Genomic DNA, 22,958 nt, shown 5'->3' on the forward strand with positions numbered 1-22,958 from the left:
TTAAGTTAAATTGCGGTGTCGTCGCGAGACTTTTGTGCAGCATAACCCCAGCGATTTGTCAGCCCATGTTCAATACCCAAATGATCTAGAATTCGGGAAACCATGAAGTTTACCAGATCTTCTATCGATTGGGGATGGTGATAAAAGCCTGGCGCTGCAGGCATGATGGTCGCGCCGTTACGTGTCAGGCTTAACATATGTTCTAAGTGTATGGCGCTAAAGGGAGTTTCTCTTGGTACTAAGATTAATTGACCCCGCTCTTTTATTACCACATCTGCCGCTCTTTCTAACAAATTATTGCTCATTCCTGTTGCAACGGCTGCTAAAGTGCCTGTTGAGCAGGGACAAATCACCATTTGCTTTGGCGCAGCGCTGCCTGATGCGGGCGGCGAAAACCACTCATCTTTACCCAATACCACCAACTCACCAACTTCTGAACCAGTCATATTAAAATGGCTCAGCAATTGTTCGCGGGCTTTTTCAGCATTGGCACTGAGCTGCAAACCTTCTTCAGTGGCAAGTACCACGCGCGCGGCGCTTGATATCATCAAAAACACTTGATATTCGGCCATTAGTAAACTGTGTAGCAGCTTTAACCCATAAGGCGCGCCAGAAGCGCCAGTCCATGCAAGGCTGATCGCTTTATCTGTTTTTTTGTACTGTGTTGTATTACTCATAAACTCTCTAACAGCTAACGTTGTCGTTAGCCCTGTATACGTTTCATCACTGAAATAAATGCAATAAAAGCTTCAATCGATGACAATTATTTTAAAGCAGCAATCAGTTTCTGGTGAATACCATTAAAACCGCCATTACTCATGATAACGATCGTATCACCTTCACAAGCTGTTGCCGTCACTAAAGCAATTATGTCATTAATATCTGTCGATACTGTCACAGGAATACTGGCATTAGCCATATTGGTTTCAATATCCCAACCGATATTGTCAGCTTGGTACAAAAACGCGCAATCCGCCAATGACATAGATTCAGCAAGAGTATCTTTGTGAACGCCGCTTTTCATGGTATTTGAGCGCGGCTCAAGCACCACAATCAATTTACCTGAAGCCTTTTCGCCTGCACCTACTTTGGCACGTAAACCTTGTAGTGTCGTTTCAATAGCCGTTGGGTGATGGGCAAAATCATCATAAACAGCAATGCCATTAACCGTATCAAGTAACTCTAAACGGCGCTTAGGCGGGGAAAATTTGGTTAATGCTTCAATGGCATGATGAGGGGCTACGCCCACATGACGAGCCGCAGCTATAGCCATCACTGCATTTTCGATATTATGCTGACCGATAAGTCCCCAGTTTAAAATGCCTTGAGACTCACCATCAAACATCACTTCAAATTCATGTCCATCTGCAGCGATCGTATTGGCATACCAACCTTGAGCCACTTGCAGGCCTTTGGTTGGCGAGGCATAAAACTGCTCTTGCTCGCTCCAGCAACCAAGTTCGATGACTTCTTTAACCGCATCGACCTCAGCAGGCCAAATCACTTTTCCCTCGCCAGGAACAGTACGAATAACATGATTAAATTGACGTTGTATCGCGGCGAGATCGCTGAAGATATCGGCATGATCAAATTCGAGATTATTAATCACTAACGTGCGCGGACGGTAATGGACAAACTTAGAACGTTTATCGAAAAAAGCACTGTCGTATTCATCGGCTTCAACCACAAAAAACGGCGAGTTGCCTAATCTTGCTGATACACCAAAGTTTTGTGGCACACCGCCAATTAAAAAGCCGGGCTCGTAACCACAATACTCCAGTACCCACGCCAACATACTTGAGGTTGATGTTTTACCATGGGTGCCAGATACCGCTAATACCCAACGTTCAGGCAAAATATACTCAGATAAGAATTGCGGTCCAGAAGTGTATTTAATACCACGATTAAGCACGGCCTCAACACAAGGATTACCACGGCTCATAGCATTGCCAATCACAACCAAGTCAGGTTGGTTTTCACCCTCTTTACCTAACTGCACAGGATCAAAACCTTGAATAAGCTCAATGCCTTGCTCTTCTAGCTGAGTGCTCATTGGTGGGTAAACATTGGCATCACTACCAGTCACTTTGTGTCCCATCGCACGGGCTAATAATGCGAGGCCGCCCATAAAAGTGCCACAGATCCCAAGAATATGTACGTGCATGCAATTGCTCTGTCTGAATAAAGAATGGCTTATTCTAAAGCATTGCGACTGAGATTGTCAGCTCACAATAACAAGCTTTAATGTTTAGCCATCACTAACGCACAACTTAGTTAGAACTATGTAATCGTTGCCAACAACGCCCTACGCTATTGTCCTTAATACCTGAACATCAAGATTGTTAGTTATCCTGCATAATCAATTCTAGCTGGTCATGTTTCTTTATTGATAAAAAAGCCGTAATAATGGCTTAGCCGATTTTCAACAAGGACTTAACATGAATAACCTCATCAGCAATAAGACCAAGCAGTGGATATCACCTTTTAAACGCTCAGCAAGCCTGTTGGCATGTATGAGTATCACTGTACTGGTCAGTCACTGTAGTGTTGCCGATGAACAGGATATTCGTTTTAATCAACTTGGTTTTGGAGTGAATGCAGCAAAAACTGCCGTGGTCAGTAATACAGCGTCTGAGAATTTTAGTCTCATTGAACAAACGTCAGGTAAAACAGTTTATCAAGGCAAACTCAGCGCCGCTAAAGCGTGGACACCCTCAGCAGAAACCGTAAAACTCGCTCAATTTGATGATTTTACTCAAGCGGGGGAATACCAGCTAAAAGTTGACTCCCTTGCAACCTCCCACCCTTTTTCAATCTCTGAATCTCGCTATAATCAGCCATTAAAAACAGCCATGCGTGCTTACTTTTATAATCGCAGTGGCGCTGTAATCCAACAAGAGTATGCAGGTATATATGCCCGCCCTGCGGCGCACCCAGATACCATTGTTTATGTTCATAAATCTGCAGCGTCAAAAACTAGGCCCGAAGGCACAGTGATTTCATCGCCAAAAGGCTGGTACGATGCTGGCGATTACAACAAGTATATCGTCAACTCCAACATTACCGTGTATACCTTACTCAGTGCACTTGCTGAACAAACTGACGTCCTATCGAACCTCTCGCTTAATATTCCAGAATCAAGTAATAACTTGCCCGACACCCTTGATGAAATCCTGTGGAATATGGATTGGATGCTCACAATGCAAGATCCCGCTGATGGCGGTTTGTACCACAAGCTCACCACCAAACGCTTTACCGGCGAAGATGAAATGCCGCACATGATGGACCAGCCCCGTTATATCATCGCTAAATCTACCGCTGCCACTTTAGGTTTTGCAGCGACGATGGCTAAAGCGAGCCAAATATTGGCTCAGTATGATGCAAACTTGCCAGTCACCTCCTTTGATAACACTAACTACAGCCAGCAATTACTTCGCGCGGCCAAATATGCATGGCAATGGGCGATTAAAAATCCCGACATTCATTATCAACAACCCGATGATATTCACACAGGTGCTTACGCGACAGCAGGAGACAACCTGAAAGATGAATGGTTATGGGCTGCTGCTGAGTTATTTGCAGCCACTGGCGAAGATGAATACCTCAATACAATTGAGTTACCCAAACAACTACGAATTCCTGAATGGGATAAAGTCGAAACCTTAGCCTTAATCACCATAGCAACGACTGACAAGTCACCCCAAAAATTAAAGCAGCAAGCCCAGTCACAATTATTGAAGTTGACCGATAGCTGGACAAAGGTGGGCGAAGATTCAGCTTACGGCCTTGCGATTAGTGAGCAAGATTTTGTCTGGGGCAGTAACTCCAACATGCTTAATAAAGCAGTGACTTTACATCGTGTTAGTCAGTTATTATCCACCACAGAACAACAAAACAGCTTTTATACCAAACATGCAGAGGCCATTGTCGATTACATTTTTGGCCGTAACCCTTTAGGAATGTCTTTCATGACAGGTGTAGGGCTAATGTCACCGATGAATGTTCATCACCGAGCCTCTATGGCTGATGGCATTAAAGCGCCAATCCCAGGGTTCTTAGCTGGCGGGCCTCAACCGGGTCAACAAGATGCCGGCGACTGTAAAAAACAAGGCGGAATTTACCCGTCGAAACATCCTGCTAAGTCATATATTGACCATGGTTGCAGCTATGCCAGTAATGAGGTGGCGATTAACTGGAATGCGCCACTGGTATACATGCTTGCTGCGCTTTCTCAGTAAAATGAACTTAAGCAACTTAAACAACTGAAGCAACTGAAGCAACTGAAGCAACTGAAGCAACTGAAGCTAAGAACCATATTGTTAACGTGCCCGTTAGCTTCGTTTGCTAGGTGTGAAAGGCGCTAGAAAAGGATAAAGAATAATCCAATACTGAGTACGGTGGTCAATAAAGTATTACCAGTGAAATACGCAAGTAACGTGGCCACCACACCACAAACTAAGTAGGTATTATCAAACGTTAAGTTCAACTGGCCTTCGGGCACAAATACAATCGGCGCTAAAATGGCGGTTAATACTGCTGGCGCCGAATAACTCAAAAAGGTCAGCGTTTTATCGCTGAGTTTTAAAGGCAATTTAGGCTCTAACAGTAAATAGCGGCTAATAAAGACCACCGCAGCCATAGATAAAATAATCAACCAAGTCATGACTGCTCTCCAGTTGAGTTAACTTTAGCTTTTTCATCTGTAGTCATTCTTTTATGCTCATTACTCAGTTTGGCATAAGCAAAGCCTGCCCCCATCCCAGATAGTGAAGCAATTAATAACCCTGCTTGAATCTCAAATACTGCACATATCACAGCCAAGGTTAATGACACCAAGACACAAATCAGAATCGAAGGCTTTTTAACGGTAGGAACCACTAAAGCAATGAACGTTGCCGCTATTGCAAAATCTAACCCTAGTTCACCTAAGTTATCAATGGATTGACCAGCAATAATGCCCAGTAAGGTGGCAATATTCCAACCAATATAAAACGTCAAACCACCACCTAGTGCGTACCAACGGTCAAACTTGTGCCGCTGGCTTTCAGGCGATTGCTTTTCGGTTTTTAAGCCCTCTTGTTTCTCTTTTTGGGGATTAAGGCTGTCGGGTTTTGATCGCGCAGGGGCCTGACTATGATTTGAAATCGCGAATAGCTCATCGGTAAGTAGAAAGCCAAGTCCCAAACGCCATTTAAGCGGTAATGGGCTAATCTGAGTGCGCAATGCCATGGCATAGAGTAAATGCCGTGAAGTAATTAATAGAGTGGTAATTAAAATACTGCCTAAGCCCACACCCGCTTTAATCATTCCAAGTGCAACTAACTGCGCACTACCGGCAAAAATAATCGCCGACATTGCTTGGCTTTGAGTTGCTGTTAAGCCGATTTCTAATGCTAAAGAACCCGCTAAAATCCCCCATGGGATCACTGCAATGGTTAAAGGCAACACCGCCAATAGTCCCTTGATAAAGGATTGGCGTTTTTGTTTAGCCTCCCGATTATCGAGCATATCATTCGCGGCATTAGTATCATCAACATTAGTATCAGGCATAGTTTCGGTACTTCCTTGTTAAGAACACTTTTCATATTTTGACTGCGACACATATACGGGACAATAAAGTAAGGTCGCTAACAAACGTCGAAAACCATTGAAAATTAGCATACCTGAATAAACAGTTTGAGGAGAAGTAAAGCGTGAAAAATAGAATAATCTGCGTTGACCATTAAGCTATTAGCAGTAAAGAATTAGCGACTATTATCCTGTTATACAATATTCAGCCATAAAAAAGACTTCCAAATAGAAGCCTTTTTATTTAATGATTCATTTAACAAGTCGATTGGCTAGCTCAATTAAGCGAGCTAAATCCCGCTGTATTAAGCTTTCTTGGCCAGCATCTCAGTCAACTTATCTATCTTATCATTGAGTAATTTTATATCTTCAGCCGTTGCGGTTTGCTCATCTGGCGAGTCATTTTCATCCGCTTGCTCTTCACGCATGATTTTAGTTTCTTCGCCCATCACATCTAATACGGCGCCAACCATCATGTTCAGGAAAACAAAAGTGGTTAAAAAGATAAAGGTTAGATAGTAAATCCAGCTTAATGGATACACTTCCATGGTTTCATACATGATGGATGTCCAAGACTCAAACGTAGAAATACGAAACAAGGTCAGCATCGCAATGGAGACATCACCCCATAAAAAGTCATTTACATGAGCAAAGAACATGCTGCCAACAGCGCCGTAAATATAGAAAATCACGAACATTAATAGCGCTATATAACCCATGCGCGGAATGGCTTTGAGTAGCGCATTAATCAGCATTCGTAGCTCTGGCACCATAGAGACCAACCGCAGTACTCTGAATATACGCAGTAAACGCGCCAGTAATATCGTTGAGCCGCCTAACGGCACTAAACTACCAATCACAATGATGGTATCGAAGATATTCCAGCCTTTCGAAAAGAAGGATTTGATGCCATCACTGGCCATAAAACGGATAATCAGCTCAAATAAAAAGAAGGCCGTTATGGCAATATCAAGTACCCATAAGCTTTGATCAAGCCAAGGCGGTAAATGATAGGTATGCGCACCAATCGACAAAGCCGACACGATAATGACAAAAATAACAAAGCCCTGGAAGGTTTTACTTTGATCAACTTTTTTAAGTGTATTAAGAACGGCTGAGGCTTGCATACTGGCTTTTGGGCTCCTAAAAAATCCCCCTCAATTTTGAGGATGGATGAGACTACTTAACCAAGATTAAAATAGTCTTAAAATACGTTTATCTAAGCTTTGGCCTAGATCGCAGTTAATTTGAGAGGCGGTAATATACAAGCTCGCAGGCTTTTACGCTAATTAACTAAAATTAAAGCTATAATTTCAACAATCATTTGTAGTGGGACAATACGTTAAACTGTGCAACTTCATTACATAAACCCCTTTAACAAATCCAAGTAAAGACTCATTAGTAAACTTGAACTAACGACTTGAAAGTCCATCAATAGTCAAAAAAATTGAAGACTTAAAAACTCTATGTATCGCCAATTACCTTTGCTCCCCATCTGATGCAAGTTGGTGAATCCAGATCTAACCCAGCGATTTCCTTTTGCTCCTCTTTGCGGGATTTCTCTACTAAAAAGTCCTGTAAGCAAAATAACTCTGAAGTATCAAAACGGGCATTATTTGCATTGGAATCAATTCTATTTACCTTTGTGTTATTCCTGCTCTTATCTATGATATTAGTGCTTGAATCAGAGTGTATGATTACTGTTTTAGTTACATCTTCAGCGCTTGAGCTACCTTGTTTAGTAGGCGTTTTGCTTTCTTCAATAGCATCGGAGTCGATCCCAGTAGCAATAATCATCAATTCAAGTTCGCACGATAAGTCAGGTATTATCGTTAAGCCGATAATCACCATAGCGCTTGGGTCCAATTGTTGCTGTAATAACTCACCTATCGCATTGTATTGGCTTAACTCGATATCTTCTGTAGCCATGACACTGACAATCGCGCCTTTAGCGCGACTAAAGTCCACTTCTTCAAGCAAAGGATTATTAAGTGCATTATTGATGGTATGGGTTAAGTCTTGACCTTCACTTTTCCTTGCAACGCCCATCGCTGCTCGTCCTTGGTGGTTCACCACAGTAATAAAATCGTTGAGATCGATATTAATTAAACCTGATTGGCTTATTGTTGCCGTTAACCCTTGCAGTACGTCTTGTAAAATACGGTTACTTTCAAAGAATGCATTTACAAGAGTGATTTTCTTATCCAGTGTTTTAGCCAACTTATCATTAGGCAGCACAATGACAGAGCTTGCTTGCTGCATTAAATTCTCGACGCCTGCGTGGGCTAGTTGATTTCTTTGATGGCCTTCAAACTCGAACGGAGTGGTCACTACTGCGACGAACGGCTTGTTTAATTGCACTGCAATCGAAGCAATAAATGGAATGGCTCCTGTACCCGTGCCGCCGCCCATACCACCCGTTATAAAAATCACATCCGCTAATTCAACAATTTCTTTAATTGTTTGCTCTGACTCTTGGGCTGCCTCAAATCCTTTTTCAGGGTCAGCACCTGCGCCTAATCCCTTGGTGGTTTCAGTGCCTATTTGAAGTTGGGTGTCGCACTGTGAAATGGCCAGCGACTGGGCATCTGTATTCACTGCAATCAGTTTAATATTGTCATTTAATGTTGACTGGCTGAGTTGGTTAATCGTATTACAGCCGCAACCTCCGACACCAAATACGGTAATACACGGAGCTTTACTGGCGGTTGGAATTAAATCGTACATGGGTCATTCTCCTTAAGTAGACCCTTGTAACTTATCCTGCGATAGCGACAATCTCTGACGTAGCGTTTGCATCAATGTCATTTGAATCAATGCCGTTTGAATTAATGTCGTTTGAATCAATGCCGTTTGAATTAATGCCGTTTGAATCAATAGTACGACTTTGATATTGGATACTCACTTTTGAAATCAGGCGAGTAAAATGTGCCCTTAACTTTTCAGGAGCGACCACTTCGATGTTATCTGCCATCTCCCACAAAAATGCTCTCAGCCTTTTATTGTCATTCACCGTAGCCTTAACTTGATAGCGCCCATCTTTAAGCAATTGAATAGTTTGATTTTCGCTTAACTTAGCTTTACGTAAAATAAAGCTAGCTGACGCCGATACTAATAGCTCGATATTAATAATATTTGATTGAGTTTCAGTCCCGCTTAAATTGATATCAAAATCATCTCTGGTGACAGCAGGAGTATCAAGCACTCTTATATCATTGAGTAAATCAATGGATTGCACATAACGTTTTGTATGCACGCTACCAACAGTAAACGCTAAAAGCGCCACCCCTTCTGAAATGGTAATTCCCTCTGGATTAATAGGACTGTAATCCACCCAATAGCATTGGCCTTTAATCACTTTTTGAATTTGACAGGCAATCTGACGCTTATGCAGCAAAGCATATTGTACTAGTTTAAATGCAGCTGAATCTTGCTCTGAGTAGATTAATGGTGAAGGTTCTGGTAGCTGTGCCACCCGGCAAGCCCAATACAACCATGGGTTATCTGGATCACTTGCAAGCACTTGATCAGCGCGTTCAAAATAAGGCGTTAGTTGCTTAACGCTCTGTGGAGGCAGTAACTGCGCCGCGCTATGTTTAAGAGTATGAAAGGCTAACGCCATGTGATGATCCATCAAGGTTAAATTAAGACCACGCCAGCATGCAGAAATAGACCAACCAAAGGGTTTACACCTGTCATCAAGCTCTAGACCAAAAAGCCCCATATCACACATTGATTTCAGCTCACGCTGCACAGTACGTAAGCCGACATCAAAATCCCTGTCTTGTAATCGCTCAGTCAACACATTTGCTGTGATCTTTCGTGGATGTCTGGGAATTTGTTCAAGCATCGCTAACTGACGCTGAATATTTGTTTGCATTAACCATCTCCATTTCTTTAATCACTAGCATACACTCAAGCTGCGTCAGTTTCTGTCGCACAAGCGAACTTATTAAATAATAGGGAATTTATCAAATTTTAAACGATAAACACAAAGTACTTGAACTTTTAAATAGGTTGATCAATACTTGATAGCTCAAGCATTATACAAATAATAAATATGAGAGTCTTATGTCAGAATCACTATCAGCGTTAATGGCACTTTCAAGCGCCTTTGGCCGCTTTAATAAAAAAATTGACCGAGCATTGAGTGTGCATGGAATAAGCTTTACTGAATTTCAAGTACTCGAACACTTAGCTCAATCTCCAAATCTAATGATGAGCCGTATCGAATTAGCTGAAGCCACTAACCTTACAGCCTCAGGAATAACTCGCCTGTTAATGCCGATGGAAAAGATTCATTTAATCGAAAAAGAAAAAAATAGCCGAGATGCGAGAGTCAGCTTAGTAAAATTAACTGCGGCTGGAAGTGAGATTTATCAAGATGCAGCTGTAACAAGTCAGAATTGCTGTAACAGCCTTACTCAAGATTTAACCGCTAAGCAAGTAGACCAATTACATCTGCTAGTCAGTAAGTTAGGTTAAGATTCTAATATCAACTATGCCCATAATTACAGGTATTTCTCTACCAATTTAAGTTGCACGCCATACTGAAAAGCCCCAGAGTTATAAACTTAGGGGCTTTTATTAGCAGTTGATAATCATAACTGAGCAAATTGCCGTATCAAGTTGTGATAAACGTGATGCAACTTATCTAGCTCGGTGCGATCGGTATTACCTGCTGCAATTAATGCTTGGATAGACTGATCGAGCTGATATAAGTTTTGCCTTAAGCCTGAATCTGCCACCATACTTTGCATCCAGGTGATCGCAGCTACACGTTCGCCGCGGGTCACGGCAGTCACTTTATGCAAACTACTTGATGGATACACCACAGCATATCCAGCAGGTAGCTTAATAGATTGCTCGCCAAATTCAGTGGCAATAATGAGCTCACCACCGTCATACTCTTCCGGCTCAGACAAAAATACCGTCATCGACACATCACTACGAAGCACAACTTGAGTATTAGGTACTCGCATCACTGCAGCATCAACATGAAAACCGTACTCTTCTGATTCAGAGTAACGATTAAAGCAAGGCGGGAAAATCTGATGTGGCAGTGCAGCAGAAACCACTTTTGGCGTAGCGCCAATTTTAGTGAGTAACTGATTAGCTAGCTGTTGCACATCAGGATCGCTAGCCAGTGCTTGGCGGTTGCTTTTCACATCAGCCGCCATGCCCATGGCTGTATAGCGGCCATCATCCCAATTTACTGTTTGCAGTTGCTTTCGATATAAAGCCACTTCTTGTTTCGACAGTATTTGCTCAATCACAATCATAACGACATTAAACTCTGTTATTAAAATTCATAAGTAGCTGATAGCTTAGCATTTCTTGCATCACCTAAATACATAAATGAGCCAGAACGGTATGCCGCTGTAAAGTACTCTTCATCAAGTACGTTACCCACATTTAAACGGAAAGTCAGCGCCTCCGTTGCATTGTAATTAGCAAATAAGTCAACCACTTGATAGTCAGGCACTACGATACTGTAACGGCCATTTTCGGCATCATAACCTGCTGCTGTATCGGGTTGTCCGCCGTACATTTCGCTTTGGTAGGTGTAACCTGCACCAATCACGAATGCATCATTAATTTGATAACGTAATTGTAAATAGGCACTTTCATCAGCAAAGTTACTTAATGCAAGGCCCACGTTTTCTTCGGTAAATGACTCCAGCACTTCTGAGTCCATAATTGCGGCAGAGAACTGAACACTAAATGCTTCAGTGATGTTACCAACCATACCGAATTCAACACCTTGCACGCGGTTTTTACCGGTATTTAATGTACCTAGCGTCGAGTAACTATCACCTACACTTTCCATTACATCACTTTTAGTGATTTGGAATACCGATGCTGAAAACATAACTTTGTCTTCAAATAGCATCCACTTAGTGCCTAGTTCAATGTTTTCTACTAATTCAGGGTCTGCTGCACGGGCTTGTTCAACATCACCACACACGCCACCATAGCCACAACTTGCGCCTAAATCAGACTCGCCACCATTAATATTGGTTGCCGTGCTGTAATTGGCGTAAATATTACCTTCATCTGTAATGCTGTACACTAAGCCGATATGACCGTTATACATAGTGTCATCGTACTCATAGAGTATGTCGCCATTACGTGTACTTGATGTATCGTTTTGATAATCAAAACTATCCTGTCTTACACCAAAGAAGAGTTCTACATCCTCAGTTAGCGCAACAGTATCCATAAAGTAGGCAGAAACGGTTTCGATTTGGTACTCAGCATCGTTAATGCCTTTACTATATGTACGCCCCATTAACTTATCGATGTTATCTACAGTATTGCCGTCGCCATCAAGAATACAGTATGCGCCAGCATCACCTCGGCGGCCTGCCGTTATACAGTTAGTTTCATTGGCGTATGCGATGTCGTAAATGCCGTTATCAACTTGCTGATCGGTATACTCAAGTCCAAATACAAATTTGTTTTCCATACCCAAGATTTGAGTATTCCAAAACAGATTGAACTGAGTGCTAATGTAGTCAACTTCTTGATTGCCCTGGTGCGTACTTAACGTCAACGTATCTGCACCTGGTGCTTCAAGGTCAGTTTCGCTTCTTGTTGTACCGCGCACACCCGTGGTGATATAACCATTTTCGGTTTTACCAACTCGAGTCGCGTTATAAAATGTCAGGTTATCATTGATGTCATATTCAGTACGTAGAGTAAATGTCATTACCTCTGAATCTAAAAAGTCAGATTCTTGGGCATAAACAGGAATATCTGCAATAGGTTCACGTGTTGTTTGATCAAAATAGCTGCCTAAGTCAGCCACATCTTTGGCATCTAAATAGTAACCATCAGCGGTAAAAGATAAGTCATTACTTGGTTCAAAAACTGCCGATAATTGCACACCATTACGCTCGCGGCTAATGCCCTCACGCCCAGGCTTATCTTCATCAGACAATAAGCCATTAAATCTCACGCCAACTGTATCTGAAATAGCATGGTTATAATCTACCGTTAAGCGGCGGTGTTCATCAGTGCCTAAACCTAAATCAACGCGGCCTAAGTTATACGATGTTGACGCTTTTTTAGTGACGCTGTTAATCGCACCACCAGAAGAACCACGACCAGCAAATGTTGAGCTAGGGCCTTTGGTGATTTCAACAACTTCTGTGGCAAAGCTTTCACGTGTCGTCATACCTGGGTCACGCAGGCCATCAACAAACACATCACTGCGCGCTTCATGACCACGAATAATATAACGATCGCCAAAGGCATTACCGTTTTCACCCGTGCCTAATGTAATACCAGCCTGGGCAGATAAAATATCTTTTAAATCGGTCTTACCTGACTCTTGGATCTGATCTTGTGTCAGTACGGTAATCACCTGCGGAGTATCAACTAAATCTGCCACTCGGCGTAAATCACCAGATGATTCAGAAAGATAAATCGAGCTCTTAACGCCATGAACCTTAATCCGTTCAATCGCCTCAGCTGATTGATTTTTATCACACTCAACACCACTGACTTCTGGGTTACAGCTTTGCTGATTCACTTCTTCAGCTGATGCGACTGGGCTACCAAACACTAGTGCGGCAGCAACGGCTTGTGCGCCTAATGATAAGTTTTTACTCTGTACAGGTTTCATCTTATGAACTGTCCTTTGTTAACAACGTCCTAAAAATTAGGCGCATCCTAACAAAGAATTAACATTAATGTAAATCGTTATCATTTAGATTTACATTAATAATTAAGCTCATTTTAAATTAGCTAACCATTAAGTGAAGATTCAAAATAATAAACAGGGACATAAAGAGCCTAAATAATTATAAATACTAGGCTTTTATTTCATAGTAATGACTGGGTTTAACAATAAGAGAGGGAGGAATAAAAATACGAATTACACTTGGTAAATCTCTAACGGCAAATCATCAGGATCACTAAAAAAAGTAAACTTTTTACCTGTGTACTCGTCCACTCTAACAGGCTCAACATCAATACTGTGACTGACTAAATACTTAACTACCGCATCAATATCATTAACCTTAAACGCCAAATGGCGTAAGCCTTGCGCTTCAGGATAGCTAGGTCTTTGCGGTGAATTAGGGAGTGAAAACAACTCTATTTGACTGCCATCAGGTAAGGCTAAATCGAGCTTATAGGAGTCTCTTGCTTCACGGTAATTTTCGGCGATGACGTTGAAACCTAAAATCTCAGTGTAAAAATGCTTGGACTTAACATAGTCATTGCAAATAATCGCCACATGATGAATTCCGTTAAACATATCGCTCCTGTTTAAATACTTGATAAAAACAAACCCTGATAGATCACTCTATCAGGGTTTGCGGTAGACCTCACTATTGAGGAGTCACTGCTGAGAACTCACAGCTGAATGAGATTCAAACAGTTTTAACCCAACTAATGACTAAACGCCCACTTCAGCGCCATCGTCTTTACGAATAATCACAGTGGCCGCGCGCGGACGTACTGTGGTGCCATCTGGCGTTTCTTCAGTTGCAACAGCGCTATAAGGCCAGTTACGTGGATGCTGAATGTTCGCAAATACTGTGGTGTAATCAGGCGTAATAGCAAAACCTGTTACTTCACAACCATTTGGACCAACAAAGAAGCGCTTTAATTCCGCTTGGTTATCAGCACTGACGACCTGTTGTTGACCATTGTCGTCTGTCATCGGTGAAGGCACGATCGCTAGCATTTGATCGTTAGTGTATTCTTCAACTTCATCAGCGCCATTATCGGTTTGCACCCATAAAATACCGCGCTTATCAAATGCTAAACCGTCAGGACTCGCAAACTGATTCATATCAGTTAGGCCTGAGCGGTTAGTCTCTTCATCGCCATCAGCAGGTGAACCAAATACAAAGATATCCCATGTAAATTCAGTAGCATTGCTGCCTTCATCCCAACGGATAATATGACCAAAGCTGTTATTTAAACGTGGGTTAGCAGGGTTAGTGCTATCAACACGCTTAGTGTTATTGGTTAGGGTTAAGTAAACAGTCCCTGTGAATGGATCAACACTTGCCCATTCAGGGCGATCCATTGGCGTTGCGCCCACTAAATCAGCTGCACCTGCTGTATTGAGAATGATTGAAGCTACTGAATCAAAGCTGTCTGCTAGCGTGTTTCCATCGGTAGTCACACTGTCTAGGGTTAATGGTAACCATTCTCCCACGCCATCTTCACTAAACTTGGCAACATATAATGTGCCGTCATTCATGTACTTATCACCTGTTATGATGCGATTAGCTGAGTTAGCATCAGCTTCTGTCCACAGCGCGGTAGACTCGTATTTATAAAGGTATTCAAAGCGAGAATCATGACCTGAATAAAATACTACTGGCTTACCTTCTTCAAGCTTACCAAAGGTACAACCTTCATGGCGGAAACGACCAAGTGCTGTACGTTTTACAGCACGTGAATTTGGGTTGTAAGGGTCAATTTCAACAATGTAACCATGGCCATTGGCTTCGTTACGATAATCATTAGCCGCACTTGTACCTGAGGGCGTGACATCAAAACGAGCAAATTCATCTAAGCGTTCATCATCGTTACCAGCTAGGTGATCCCAGCCATAACGCGTACCTGAAGTTGATAGACCGATACGCTCTTGCTCTTGCGTTAACTCACCTCGGTTAACAAAGTAACCAGGCCAGTTTTCTTCACATGTTAAGTAAGTGCCCCAAGGCGTGTAACCATTACCACAATTGTTCAGTGTGCCACGCGCTTGGCTACCATCTGGCGAGTAACGCGTTTCAAGATAGGAGCTATAGGCTAAAGGACCGGCGATATCCATGACTGTTGCGCCTGTAAAGCGACGATTATAATCGTCATTTTTAACCGTTTCCCACATACCATTGTTAAGTTTGATACGAACAACAGAAATACCATGGGCATTGATTTCTTTGCGGATTTCATCAAGTACAGTGCGGTTACCATCAGCATCAACCGTTGGTCCCATTGGATGCAAAGCTGCTTGGTCAATATATTCGTGGTTCACACATAATAAGCCGTCATCACCCGCTTCGTTTAATGGGAAAAAATGCATTCCATCATGGTGCATGCCCATAGAATTAGCCTGATCTTCAGCAGTATTAGAACCGTCCTCTTTAAACGCATTAGCTTTATCGTTTAACGGCTCCCCCCAAGGCGCAAGTACATAAGCCGAGTAACCAGCAGCAACAGTTACCGCATCAGTTTTAGAACCAGCAATAGATTCAAAGCCTAGAGTAGCCTGACTCACATTCGGTGTATCTGGCGTTGAAGGTGTGCCATCGACAGGGTTTGAGTCATTATCAGAACTAGAACTACAACCTGCGATACCGAAACCACTGAAAGCCGTCATAGCACTTAATCCAAGACCACTTTTTACAAAGTTACGTCTTGAAAGGTGTTTATCTAATACTTCGTTAAACGGTGTATTGTTGCTTTTATTAAAACGAGTTGGATCAAATGTAGCCTTGCTCATAAATTATCCTTGGGATCAAAAGTTGCCAAACATTGTTGTAATTTTTCGATAAAGATAAGAATTAAATATGACAAGCCGATGTGATGGAGATGACAAATAAATGTGACAAAAATGACAACAGGAAACAGATGAACAACAACTGAATCCTACAAGATACACTTAAAGCAATGATTTTTTTATAAAAATAACGGCAATAAATGAGTTAATTGCCGAGATAATGAAACTAAGTTGCGTTGAAAAATATCTTTTTTAGCACTGCTTTTTGGCAGATTTTGCCAGTGCTTTTTGGCGCGCTTGCTGCTTCAGTGAGCCTTTTTTAGTTTTACGCGTCACAGGCGCGACTTGGCTTAAATCAGGCTCAAAACCGCTATACCATTGCTGTGGTAATCGCCTGTCTAAAAAGGCTTCAAGCTTTATTAACTGTGGCTCATCATCAACACTTAGCAAGGTAATCGCTTGGCCTTCTTTGCCTGCCCTGCCCGTGCGGCCAATACGATGAATATAGTCTTCATTTTGAAATGGCAGCTCAACATTAACCACATAATGCAATTCATTAATATCTAAGCCTCTGGCCGCGACATCGGTAGCCACCAGCGCTTTAACTTCACCCGATTTAAATTGCTCAAGTACGGTTTCACGCACTGCTTGCGATAAGTCAGCATGAAATGCCGCCGCATTAACGCCCGCTTGCACCATTTGTTTTGCAAGCTTATCTGCACCTTGTTTAGTACGGCTGAACACTAATGCCTGTTGCCAATCTTCTTTTTTAATAAGGTGGCATAACAAAGGCAGCTTTTTACTAGCATCGACGTTATAGACTCGCTCCACAATTTTGGCTGCCGTTGTATTGCGCTCACTCGCTTCAATCACATGGGGTGATTGCAGTAATCGCTTACTAAATTTAAAAATGCGATCATCCAATGTGGCTGAAAAAAGACATGTTTGGCGAGTTTTCGGTAAGCGTTTCAAGATGTCGATGATTTCATCTCTAAAGCCCATGTCTAGCATGCGGTCGGCTTCATCAAGCACTAGATAGTTAATGTCTGATAAAGACAAAACCTGCTGACGAACTAAATCCAGCAGGCGCCCAGGCGTTGCAACAATAATATCAGCGCCACGTTTTATCGCTTCGATTTGCGCTTTAATAGCAACGCCGCCATAAACAGACACTGTCTTAATAGGCGTTAACTTAGCGTAGCTTTCGACACTTTGGCTTACTTGTTGCGAAAGTTCTCGGGTTGGAACCAATATTAATGCTTGAGTTGAACCAGATTGCGGAGCTGCTGGGTGTGGAGCCGCTGGTTCAACCTGATTAAGTAATTGCTGCAAGATAGGTAATGCAAACGCCGCCGTTTTACCTGTGCCAGTTTGCGCGCCAGCTAATACATCTTTACCAGCAAGAATGACAGGTATTGCTTGTTGCTGTATTGAAGAAGGCTGTAGGTATTTCAACTCGGTTAAACGTTGTAAAAGTTGAGTCTGAAGCTCAAGTTCGGCAAAAGGCATTAATCTATCTCCAAAAATATTGACCGTTATTTTACCATGTCAGTCACATTTTCACGATGCAGCTGTGATCATTTCCGCCACTAAATTCTCATCATAAACGTCATTCTCATGCAAAAAATTTAAATATTATTCAAAAATATCACTGATTCAATGGGAACAAAAACTGCCACAAATACAGTATGTTATAACATATCAAAAAATTAATCCTTTATAATTCAGACATTAATAAACAGATTATATCAGTACAATTTATTCAGTTTTAAGTGGTCACATTTCGGTCATCAAAACATCAAATAACTGCAAGCTAACATTCACAACATCCGATTAACCTTTGTGCGTTTTCATTGGGCAGCTAACTCTGCTTTCAACCACCACTCGTCAATAGGATAGACAACATAATGAATAAGACCTGGAAAGCATCATATGGTGTGCTTGCTTTAGTCATTTCAAGTGCCTTAAATGCTGAAGTGCTACCGTCATATCAAACTGAGAATGCTTGGTTTACTGATGCGCAAAGCGCAATCGACACAAAACTGGATACTAATAATCAATTTAAAGCCAAAAACGTAATCATTTTTGTCGGTGATGGGATGGGCGTTTCAACCCTAACTGCATCGCGCATTCTTCAGGGACAAATGGCAGGACAACCTGGTGAAGAAGGTTACTTAAGCTTCGAAACATTCCCTCACACTGCGTTAGTGAAAACCTATAACGTTGATGCTCAAACGCCGGATTCTGCGGGCACGATGACAGCCATGATGTCAGGCCTTAAAAGTGATGCAGGTGTTCTAGGTGTTGATGAAGATATCGTTCGCGGTGACTGTTCAACGGTTACTGGAAATGAAGTGGTTACTGCACTTGAACTAGCTGAAATCAAAGGCTTATCAACGGGTGTTGTTTCAACGGCGCGTATTACTCATGCAACACCAGCTGCAACCTATGCAAAATCAGCCGATCGTAACTGGGAAGATATCTCAGACATGCCAGAAGATGCGGTAACTGGCGGCTGTAAAGACATTGCCGAACAACTGGTGAATTTTGAAGCCAATCTCGAAGCACGTTTTCAAGGTGTGGATATCGATGGTATCGAAGTTGTCATGGGTGGCGGTCGTCGTCATTTTTTACCAAAAGACGCCACATTTAACAGCGCAGATGCCGTCAGTGAGATTGAAGGCGATCGCACAGATTCACGTGATTTAACCGCAGAATGGCAAGCCAAATACAGCGAAGGTGTTTACGTCATGGATCAAGCAGGATTTGATGCCATCGACACTGAAAATACCAAGCAAGTCATGGGACTATTTAATGAGTCTCATATGCAATATGAAGCAGACCGTGACAATGATGTGGCAGGTGAACCTTCAATTGCTGAAATGACAGGTAAAGCGATTGATATTCTTGATAACAATGACAATGGTTTCTTCTTAATGGTGGAATCAGGTCGTATTGACCATGGTCATCATGCTGGTAGCGCTTATAACGCATTAACTGACGCTATTGCCCTATCTGATGCTGTTAAAGAAGCTGTCGCAAAAACCGACCCAAGCGAGACCCTTATTTTGGTTACCGCTGACCACGGCCACGTATTCACTATTGCTGGTTACCCAAAACGCGGCAACCCAATTTTAGGTAAAGTCGTCGCTATTGGCGAAACCGAACCAACAGTGGCATCTGATGGCTTACCGTACACAACACTCGGCTACACCAATGGTAATGGTTTCCATGATTTAGGCGACGAAACCAATGCCGATGCTGGTTATGGCGAAGACGTAAATGCTGGTCGTCAGGACTTAACAAACGTTGATACCACTACATCAGGATTTCACCAAGAAGCCTTGATTCCAATGAGTTCAGAGACCCACTCAGGTGAAGACATTACTTTGCATGCACAAGGCCCTGGCGCACAACTTGTGCAAGGTGTTGTTGAGCAAAGCGTAGTATTTCACCTTATTGAACAATCTCTCGACTTAATTCAGGAATAAGCAGGAAATGAATATGAAAAACTTAAATCTATCTCTTGTCGCCCTTGCTGTAATCGGTCTATCTGCTTGTTCAGACGGTGATGATGGCGCTAACGGAACCAATGGTACTGACGGAACAAATGGTGCTGATGGTTCAAATGGTTCAAATGGTTCAACGAGTCTTATCGTACAAACAGCATTAACCATTGGCGACGCTAACTGCCCTAACAGCGGTGTACAAATTGATTCAGGTATTGATGCTGACAGTGACGGTGCATTACAAACCGCTGAAATCACTGCTACAGAATACGTATGTGCACCAGGTAATACTGAAGTTAGTACCAGCGAAATCTTAACCAGTGTTAATAACGACTGGTTTGTAGCGGGCCAGCAAGAAATCACCACCGCACGCCAAAATTGGCTGAATGCAACCATGCCAAATCTAGCGGCAAGTAACAGCGCTAAAAAATCAGCGCAATCAGTCGCAGCAGTCAATGCAAGCGCGTTAAATGAATTACGTGGTAGTGCTAAAAACGTGATTTTGTTTGTTGGTGACGGTATGGGTATTTCAACTGTCACAGCAGCGCGTATTTTAGAAGGACAAATGCAAGGTAAAAACGGTGAAGAGCATAACCTTTCATTCGATACCTTCCCATTTGCAGGCCTTGCTAAAACCTACAATGTTGATGCACAAACGCCAGATTCAGCAGGCACCATGACTGCGATGATGAGTGGTGTGAAAACGGACGCGGGCATTTTAGGGGTTGATGAAAATGTTGAGCGTGGCGATTGCAGCACTGTGGCAGGCACTGAGTTAATTACCGCATTGGAACTGGCAGAAATAGCGGGTAAATCAACGGGCGTTATCTCAACTGCACGTATTACCCATGCAACACCCGCTGCTACTTATGCTAAATCTGCCGATCGTAACTGGGAAGATATCTCAGATATGCCTGAAGAGGCCGTTACCGCTGGTTGTAAAGATATTGCTGACCAACTGGTTAACTTTGAAGTCAATCTTGAAGCGCGCATTAACGGGATTGATGTTGACGGTATCGACGTCGTTATGGGTGGCGGTCGCCGTCATTTCTTACCTAAAGATGCAGCTTACAACTCGGCAGATGCAGTCAGTTCAGTTGAAGGCGACCGCACCGATGGCCGTGATTTAACAGCTGAGTGGCAAGCGACCTACACAGATGGTGTGTATGTGATGGATCAAGCAGGCTTTGATGCCATTGATGCAGCTAATACGACTCGTGTGATGGGCTTATTTAACGAGTCTCATATGCAATACGAAGCTGATCGCGCCAACGATGTTGCAGGTGAACCTTCTGTCGCTGAAATGACTGCTAAAGCCATTGATATCCTAGATAACAACGATGAAGGTTTCTTCTTAACAGTTGAATCTGGTCGTATCGACCATGGTCATCACGCAGGCAGTGCGTATAACGCATTAACTGACACTTTGGCATTCTCAGATGCGATTGCCAAAGCAGTTGAAATGACGGATATGTCTGACACATTAATCATCGTTACTGCCGATCACGGCCACGTGTTTACCATTGCAGGTTACCCAAAACGCGGTAACCCAATCTTAGGAACAGTCGTTGGCATTGGTAGCGAAGAACCGTCAACAGCTTCAGATGGTATGCCATACACCACACTGGGTTACACCAATGGTCGCGGCTTTAAAAACCTAGGTACAGAAACCGATGCAGATGCTGGTTACGGCGAAGACATTACCGCAGGTCGATTTGACCTCACTGATGTCGACACAGCCTCTTCTGGTTTCCACCAAGAGTCATTAGTGCCTACCAGCTCTGAAACTCATGCGGGTGAAGATGTTGGGATCTATGCTTACGGCCCAGGAGCAATGTTAGTCAATGGCACCAATGAACAGAGTGTGATTTACCACATCATGGACTTTGCTGCTGATTTAACTAACAAAGCTAACGCTGCGCAAACCAACTAGTCATTACTGTAATTGTACTAAGAGCTGTAATACTAGCTTTAATAAGATCAGTTCTTTGAACAGTAATACGAGCAGTTGTAATAAACCCTTTGGCTGTAACCCAGTTGCAGCCATAGGGTTTAATTAATTATTTAGTCTTAACCTATTTACACCGACATTGAGCAAAATAACCAATGTCATAGGAGTTTTTGTGAAGTTATCACTGCCTTTATCATTCATGCTATCAAGCTTACTCATCACGTTATCGAGCGCTGCTGAAGCTCAATGTGAGTTATCACCATCAAACTTGCAGGCAAGTTATCAACTCACCTCCTCTGATAATTCGCCAAACTTATCGAGTAAAAATTCGAGCCACACAAGCCAGCTAAACCTATGGCGTCAGGGAAACACTGTCGCACATCAATATCCGCAAACAGACATTACCGAATCGTGGTTTTTGCTCAATAATAAGCAAATCAAACCCACCCGCTTTTTTGATCATTATCAACGCGGTATAGAATACCAACCCGGAGAAGTCGTACACGGGAAATCTGAACACGACTGGTCATATCGTTATCAATTTATCTCTGACAAGCTTATTTCACAGTTAACCCTTAGCGCCGAAACAGGCAAAGGCTGTGAGCGTCAGCAAGTATTAACTCAGACCTCTACCAACAGTAAAATTGAGTTAGTTTGGTTACCAGAACTTCAACTTATCAGTCGTTTTAGCTGGACAAAAAACCAAGGAAAACATCAAACACATGAGCAATGGCAACTGACTGAACTCAGCCATGATGCAAATAAAATCACTGCTTTTTTCAAACAGCTTAATCATTACAACATGACCGATTACGCCGATATTGGCGACGACCATAGCGATGAGTTTTTAACTAAAATGGTGACATTAGGATTTGTTGAACACGGCGCATCTGGGTTTTATGACACAGAAGGAAAAGCAATCAGTGATGGGCATTCACACTAACATTAACTTAGACATGGACATGCTGATTAAACATTCAGTTTATATAGTGTTTCCAAACCAGTTTTGAGTTAAAGGCGCTCTTTATACCACGCTTTAAAAGGGAGTTGCTCGTAACTCCCTGCTAATCTTGCTTATAAGCAATCAACAAACTTGAGTGATCATTTTCATTCCGGTCGACATTCCCTATCTTCTACAACCCGCCCTACCTTCTAGTCTGCAGTCGTCTATGAGGCTTGATATAAAACAAGTGCATTATTGAGTTCAAATAGCTACCTTTATACATATAAGGATAAAGATGATATTTAGGGCCTGTTGATCTTTCGAGGTTATTTTTGCAGCGAATTGTTGATCATTTGTACAAGGCAGAGACTTTGTGGTGTAGTTATTCTACATAAAAAGTCGATAACGCAGTAAAAATGACCAACAAACGCTGCCCGAAGGGTTCGACTAAAAGCGTTTTACTCTTTGTTGAATGCATCTTTGTAAATAAAAGGTGCTTAGAAGACTAGGCATCAATTC

At 42.4% G+C, this 22,958-nt stretch carries 17 protein-coding genes; 5 read left to right on the forward strand and 12 right to left on the reverse strand.

Annotation, left to right across the window (positions count from 1 at the left end; genetic code table 11):
• Nucleotides 1–5: 5 nt before the first annotated feature.
• Both L2737_RS09550 and mpl read right to left on the reverse strand, forming a co-directional pair.
• A complete protein-coding gene (locus tag L2737_RS09550) occupies nt 6–677 on the reverse strand; it encodes a flavin prenyltransferase UbiX (RefSeq protein WP_248955576.1) in 672 nt (223 codons plus the stop codon).
• 86 nt (nt 678–763) lie between these two features.
• Nucleotides 764–2,164 carry a UDP-N-acetylmuramate:L-alanyl-gamma-D-glutamyl-meso-diaminopimelate ligase gene (mpl, locus tag L2737_RS09555; RefSeq protein WP_248955577.1) on the reverse strand — a complete coding sequence of 467 codons (1,401 nt, stop codon included), beginning with the start codon at nt 2,162–2,164 and terminating at the stop codon, nt 764–766.
• Nucleotides 2,165–2,438: 274 nt separating this feature from the next.
• Between mpl and L2737_RS09560 the strand changes: the two genes are divergently transcribed.
• Complete coding sequence (locus L2737_RS09560) at nt 2,439–4,238, forward strand: glycoside hydrolase family 9 protein (RefSeq protein ID WP_248955578.1); 1,800 nt, start codon at nt 2,439–2,441, stop codon at nt 4,236–4,238.
• A gap of 122 nt (nt 4,239–4,360) precedes the next feature.
• On the opposite strand, the gene L2737_RS09565 is transcribed toward L2737_RS09560, so the two are convergent.
• The 5 genes from L2737_RS09565 to L2737_RS09585 form a co-directional block, all read right to left on the reverse strand.
• On the reverse strand, nt 4,361–4,663 hold the full coding sequence (locus L2737_RS09565) for an AzlD domain-containing protein (RefSeq protein WP_102526463.1): 303 nt from the start codon (nt 4,661–4,663) through the stop codon (nt 4,361–4,363).
• Nucleotides 4,660–5,508, reverse strand: coding sequence for an AzlC family ABC transporter permease (locus L2737_RS09570; RefSeq protein ID WP_248955665.1), 849 nt, complete (start codon nt 5,506–5,508; stop codon nt 4,660–4,662). Before L2737_RS09570 ends, L2737_RS09565 begins: the two co-directional genes overlap by 4 nt.
• A gap of 365 nt (nt 5,509–5,873) precedes the next feature.
• Nucleotides 5,874–6,695 (reverse strand): ion transporter, encoded by an 822-nt coding sequence (locus tag L2737_RS09575; RefSeq protein ID WP_248955579.1) that lies wholly within the window; start codon nt 6,693–6,695, stop codon nt 5,874–5,876.
• Nucleotides 6,696–7,032: 337 nt separating this feature from the next.
• Nucleotides 7,033–8,295: a cell division protein FtsZ gene (gene ftsZ / locus L2737_RS09580; protein ID WP_248955580.1), complete on the reverse strand. Its 1,263-nt coding sequence runs from the start codon at nt 8,293–8,295 to the stop codon at nt 7,033–7,035.
• A gap of 31 nt (nt 8,296–8,326) precedes the next feature.
• Nucleotides 8,327–9,448, reverse strand: coding sequence for a helix-turn-helix transcriptional regulator (locus L2737_RS09585; RefSeq protein ID WP_248955581.1), 1,122 nt, complete (start codon nt 9,446–9,448; stop codon nt 8,327–8,329).
• Nucleotides 9,449–9,639: 191 nt separating this feature from the next.
• Here L2737_RS09585 and L2737_RS09590 point away from each other — a divergent pair, with 191 nt between their 5' ends.
• Complete coding sequence (locus tag L2737_RS09590) at nt 9,640–10,053, forward strand: MarR family winged helix-turn-helix transcriptional regulator (RefSeq protein WP_248955582.1); 414 nt, start codon at nt 9,640–9,642, stop codon at nt 10,051–10,053.
• Between the two features lie 116 nt (nt 10,054–10,169).
• On the opposite strand, the gene L2737_RS09595 is transcribed toward L2737_RS09590, so the two are convergent.
• The 5 genes from L2737_RS09595 to L2737_RS09615 form a co-directional block, all read right to left on the reverse strand.
• The gene (locus tag L2737_RS09595) at nt 10,170–10,850 is read right to left on the reverse strand and encodes a Fe2+-dependent dioxygenase (protein WP_248955583.1); all 681 of its coding nucleotides are present in this window, start codon (nt 10,848–10,850) and stop codon (nt 10,170–10,172) included.
• A gap of 20 nt (nt 10,851–10,870) precedes the next feature.
• Nucleotides 10,871–13,198, reverse strand: coding sequence for a TonB-dependent receptor (locus L2737_RS09600; RefSeq protein WP_248955584.1), 2,328 nt, complete (start codon nt 13,196–13,198; stop codon nt 10,871–10,873).
• 252 nt (nt 13,199–13,450) lie between these two features.
• Nucleotides 13,451–13,834, reverse strand: coding sequence for an SMU1112c/YaeR family gloxylase I-like metalloprotein (gloA2, locus tag L2737_RS09605; protein WP_248955585.1), 384 nt, complete (start codon nt 13,832–13,834; stop codon nt 13,451–13,453).
• A 141-nt stretch (nt 13,835–13,975) separates the two neighbouring features.
• Nucleotides 13,976–16,039 carry a PhoX family protein gene (locus tag L2737_RS09610; protein ID WP_248955586.1) on the reverse strand — a complete coding sequence of 688 codons (2,064 nt, stop codon included), beginning with the start codon at nt 16,037–16,039 and terminating at the stop codon, nt 13,976–13,978.
• A gap of 249 nt (nt 16,040–16,288) precedes the next feature.
• Nucleotides 16,289–17,545, reverse strand: a complete 1,257-nt coding sequence (locus tag L2737_RS09615; protein ID WP_248955587.1) for a DEAD/DEAH box helicase — start codon at nt 17,543–17,545, stop codon at nt 16,289–16,291.
• Nucleotides 17,546–17,943: 398 nt separating this feature from the next.
• Here L2737_RS09615 and L2737_RS09620 point away from each other — a divergent pair, with 398 nt between their 5' ends.
• The 3 genes from L2737_RS09620 (at nt 17,944) to L2737_RS09630 (ending at nt 22,439) form a co-directional block, all read left to right on the forward strand.
• Complete coding sequence (locus tag L2737_RS09620; protein WP_248955588.1) at nt 17,944–19,527, forward strand: alkaline phosphatase; 1,584 nt, start codon at nt 17,944–17,946, stop codon at nt 19,525–19,527.
• Nucleotides 19,528–19,540: 13 nt separating this feature from the next.
• The gene (locus tag L2737_RS09625; protein ID WP_248955589.1) at nt 19,541–21,478 is read left to right on the forward strand and encodes an alkaline phosphatase; all 1,938 of its coding nucleotides are present in this window, start codon (nt 19,541–19,543) and stop codon (nt 21,476–21,478) included.
• 190 nt (nt 21,479–21,668) lie between these two features.
• The gene (locus tag L2737_RS09630) at nt 21,669–22,439 is read left to right on the forward strand and encodes a hypothetical protein (protein ID WP_248955590.1); all 771 of its coding nucleotides are present in this window, start codon (nt 21,669–21,671) and stop codon (nt 22,437–22,439) included.
• Nucleotides 22,440–22,958 lie beyond the last annotated feature (519 nt).

The sequence above is a fragment of the Shewanella electrodiphila genome (assembly GCF_023283985.1).
Taxonomy (GTDB): Bacteria; Pseudomonadota; Gammaproteobacteria; order Enterobacterales; family Shewanellaceae; genus Shewanella; species Shewanella electrodiphila.

Coding starts and splice junctions, on each gene's coding strand:
- L2737_RS09620 (WP_248955588.1), top strand. CDS start 17,944: ATGAATAAGACCTGGAAAGCATCATATGGTGTGCTTGCTTTAGTCATT.
- L2737_RS09600 (WP_248955584.1), bottom strand. CDS start 13,198: ATGAAACCTGTACAGAGTAAAAACTTATCATTAGGCGCACAAGCCGTT.
- L2737_RS09610 (WP_248955586.1), bottom strand. CDS start 16,039: ATGAGCAAGGCTACATTTGATCCAACTCGTTTTAATAAAAGCAACAAT.
- mpl (WP_248955577.1), bottom strand. CDS start 2,164: ATGCACGTACATATTCTTGGGATCTGTGGCACTTTTATGGGCGGCCTC.
- L2737_RS09565 (WP_102526463.1), bottom strand. CDS start 4,663: ATGACTTGGTTGATTATTTTATCTATGGCTGCGGTGGTCTTTATTAGC.
- L2737_RS09595 (WP_248955583.1), bottom strand. CDS start 10,850: ATGATTGTGATTGAGCAAATACTGTCGAAACAAGAAGTGGCTTTATAT.
- L2737_RS09570 (WP_248955665.1), bottom strand. CDS start 5,508: ATGCTCGATAATCGGGAGGCTAAACAAAAACGCCAATCCTTTATCAAG.
- ftsZ (WP_248955580.1), bottom strand. CDS start 8,295: ATGTACGATTTAATTCCAACCGCCAGTAAAGCTCCGTGTATTACCGTA.
- L2737_RS09575 (WP_248955579.1), bottom strand. CDS start 6,695: ATGCAAGCCTCAGCCGTTCTTAATACACTTAAAAAAGTTGATCAAAGT.
- L2737_RS09615 (WP_248955587.1), bottom strand. CDS start 17,545: ATGCCTTTTGCCGAACTTGAGCTTCAGACTCAACTTTTACAACGTTTA.
- L2737_RS09560 (WP_248955578.1), top strand. CDS start 2,439: ATGAATAACCTCATCAGCAATAAGACCAAGCAGTGGATATCACCTTTT.
- L2737_RS09590 (WP_248955582.1), top strand. CDS start 9,640: ATGTCAGAATCACTATCAGCGTTAATGGCACTTTCAAGCGCCTTTGGC.
- L2737_RS09550 (WP_248955576.1), bottom strand. CDS start 677: ATGAGTAATACAACACAGTACAAAAAAACAGATAAAGCGATCAGCCTT.
- L2737_RS09625 (WP_248955589.1), top strand. CDS start 19,541: ATGAAAAACTTAAATCTATCTCTTGTCGCCCTTGCTGTAATCGGTCTA.
- gloA2 (WP_248955585.1), bottom strand. CDS start 13,834: ATGTTTAACGGAATTCATCATGTGGCGATTATTTGCAATGACTATGTT.
- L2737_RS09585 (WP_248955581.1), bottom strand. CDS start 9,448: ATGCAAACAAATATTCAGCGTCAGTTAGCGATGCTTGAACAAATTCCC.